Origin of the sequence: Paenibacillus zanthoxyli JH29, from assembly GCF_000520715.1 — a bacterium.
Taxonomy (GTDB): Bacteria; Bacillota; Bacilli; order Paenibacillales; family Paenibacillaceae; genus Paenibacillus_AQ; species Paenibacillus_AQ zanthoxyli.
In genome coordinates this window covers 1-2,565 of sequence record NZ_ASSD01000493.1, presented here as the reverse complement: position 1 = coordinate 2,565, position 2,565 = coordinate 1, and the positions used below count along the sequence as shown (strand labels likewise).

2 protein-coding genes and 2 pseudogenes are annotated in these 2,565 nt (G+C 51.6%); 1 reads left to right on the top strand and 3 read right to left on the bottom strand.

The window, feature by feature from the left end; all coding sequences use genetic code 11:
- The 3 genes and pseudogenes from L691_RS29405 to L691_RS0118840 all read right to left on the bottom strand — a co-directional run.
- Positions 1-364 (bottom strand): annotated as a pseudogene (locus L691_RS29405) (penicillin-binding protein 2); the annotation flags it as partial.
- A gap of 106 nt (positions 365-470) precedes the next feature.
- On the bottom strand, positions 471-1,616 hold the full coding sequence (locus L691_RS0118845; RefSeq protein WP_025691945.1) for a transglutaminase domain-containing protein: 1,146 nt from the start codon (positions 1,614-1,616) through the stop codon (positions 471-473).
- Positions 1,617-1,637: 21 nt separating this feature from the next.
- Complete coding sequence (locus L691_RS0118840; RefSeq protein ID WP_025691944.1) at positions 1,638-2,087, bottom strand: hypothetical protein; 450 nt, start codon at positions 2,085-2,087, stop codon at positions 1,638-1,640.
- Between the two features lie 312 nt (positions 2,088-2,399).
- Between L691_RS0118840 and L691_RS32135 the strand changes: the two are divergent.
- Positions 2,400-2,565: pseudogene (locus L691_RS32135) on the top strand (MFS transporter); the annotation flags it as partial.

Below are 2,565 nucleotides of genomic sequence, written 5' to 3'. Positions count from 1 at the left end.
TCACATTCGCCTTGGCTTCAGGAGTATAATCCGTTACCTTGGTTACCTTGTCCGTCTTTTTTGCCGTATACTCCTTGGTCAGCGTAATGTACAGCGACTGGACAGGAGTGGAATAGGCGATTTTCTCGCCTCCGGCGGCGAGGATCGAACCGCGCATGGCGGCCAGCGGCACATTTTTCGTATCCCGGTTCGCCTCCACCTCGGTCAGCGTCGGGCCTTCCACGAATTGCAATACGGCAAGACGGATAATAATTACACAGAAAATGATAAATGTACTGAAAAAGAACACATTGATCCGCAGCGCCAGGGTGCTCTTGCTATTGGTCTCGTCCGAAGGCGAGCCCTGCTTGCGAAAAAGGCTCACTTTGTTCTCTCCTTTATAAATTGAAATATTTGAAGTAAATTCCGGATTAAGGATATATAATCAGACTCATCCATTGTATCATAAGCGAAGCCACGCCTCTAATGCTTCAAAGCACACTTTCTTTGATGTGCGTAGAGTCAAAATCCGCAGGATTAAACCAGTCTCCGCTCTTGGCCCAGGTAGAATCCAGAGGAATCCAGGCTTTCCGCTCCGGGATATAAACCTCGTTCCATGCATGCGGCCCATAGCCGCCGCGTCCGTCGTATCCACGCCCGGTCACCACCCGCACGTCAAGGCCCTGAGACCTGGCCATCACGGCATACAACCGCGCATAATCAATGCATACGCCGAGCCGGGTATCGAAGGTATCCTGCGGTGTCTGTTCTTTCCATATCCGGTTCTGTTCATAGTTCTCGGCCTTGGCGTAATCATAAGAAATTCTCGTTCCGACCCAATCGTAGAGCATCCGCGCTTTGTCTTCGTCGCTCTTCGCCTTGCCGGCAATATCTGCCGCAGCACCAGTAATATCGCTGGAAACGTCCCGGTCGATAATTTCGTATTTGCGCCGGAGGATATCGTTCATTTCTGCGGCAACTGCCTTGGTCAGAACCGGAAGCTTGTCCTGTACCGCTGTTCCGGTCACAGGCTCAATCAACGACTTAACACTCTGGCGGTATATTGGCGAATCTTCGATATAACGCGCCGCATCGCTGCTCGGTATAAGACTGGTTCCCACATACAGGGCGATGATCAGCAGCAGGCACCGGACAGCCCCTATGAAAAGTCCAATACCTGCCCCGCCGAGCCGGCTTGCCGCCGAGATTTTGCGGTCCCACAGTCCGCCAGATTTACGGAAGCGCGGAATCGGCAGCAGCATAGCCAGAAGCCCCAGAACAATCCGAAGCAAGCTGTAGCTAACCATCAGCAGAAACAGAAACCGCAGCAGCGGAAGTCCCGCAAGCGCGGATACGGCAGTATAATAAATCTGCTGCCACTGGTTGAGTTCACCCTTAGGAGCCGCTGTATCCGCAGCCCATGTCTGAATATATGGCGAAAAATAGGCGGCGGCGAGCGCGGCGAGAATGAGTGCGGCAATCGTCAGAATGCCTGAACCAAGCAGCCCGAATAATCTGCCTGCGGATAAAGAAAATCCCCTGACCCATCCCTGAATCAGCGATATGACGACAATAAGCAGCAGAAATATCGTGATGATATTGGCATCGCGCAGGCTCTGCAGCCATTCGTTCAACATGTCTTCCCTCCTGCTCCAGCGTTATTGACTCGCGCCTTGAGCTTTACGCGCTTCCTCAATGAAGCTCTTCACGGGTTCGTTCACACTCCACTGCCCGAGGCTGACTCCCCGGAAGGTAACAATAACCTTGTCCTCACCGGCTTTTCCCGTCACCTCAATATTGGGTGTGGTAATCGTAAAGGTTCCGTCGCTATTTGCGGTATAGACCGCGTCCTGCGCTTCTTTCAGCATCACTTGCTGTGCCTCATTCTTCAGCGTACCGACCGTCTCCTCTTTAACCTTGCTTACTGCATTACCGATCTGATCTATCGTAACTCCGCTGTAAACGAGCAAGCCTGCGACAATAACAATGACAATGGCCCATTTCAGCACCGTTTTGACCAAATTGACAACTGCGAACAGCAACACAAGCGCAATGACGATAACAAGCCAATTTTCTCTAATAAACTGCGACCATACCTGAGTATCCATCACTCCGGCAACACACTCCCATTACTCATTTGCCCGTGCTTTCCGCCAAGTCTAAGCAGCGTGCCACGGATATTCATTATTATACATGATCATCCGGCTTAATTCATAAGTCCGCCAAAGGGATGACAATATTGTAAGCTTTTACGCGGCGGTTCTGCCGGCGAAGTAAAAAAAACGGCATATGCCGCCCCGCCCCCACGTAAAGTACAAGTAGCGATTGTCCACGCCTTCCAGAGAAGGTGTCTCTTCATTTTTCATTTCTGTCCGCCCTGATCTTTGCAAGCCGGGAGCGGAATTGGAGGTGCAGATTTCTTGAAAACCGCGCTATGGCTGTATCTGTTCTTGTTCCTTGCATACTTTGATCTGCATGCGCAGTATCCCATTCTGACACCCTTTGCTGTCTCGCTGGGCGCCGGACCGGCCTTTATCGGCTGGATGATGGGCATGTATTCGCTCACTCATCTCCCAGGGAATCTGC

Bases quoted from the DNA above. Each gene is read 5' to 3' on its own strand.
- L691_RS0118845 (WP_025691945.1), bottom strand. From the start codon at position 1,616: ATGTTGAACGAATGGCTGCAGAGCCTGCGCGATGCCAATATCATCACG.
- L691_RS0118840 (WP_025691944.1), bottom strand. From the start codon at position 2,087: ATGGATACTCAGGTATGGTCGCAGTTTATTAGAGAAAATTGGCTTGTT.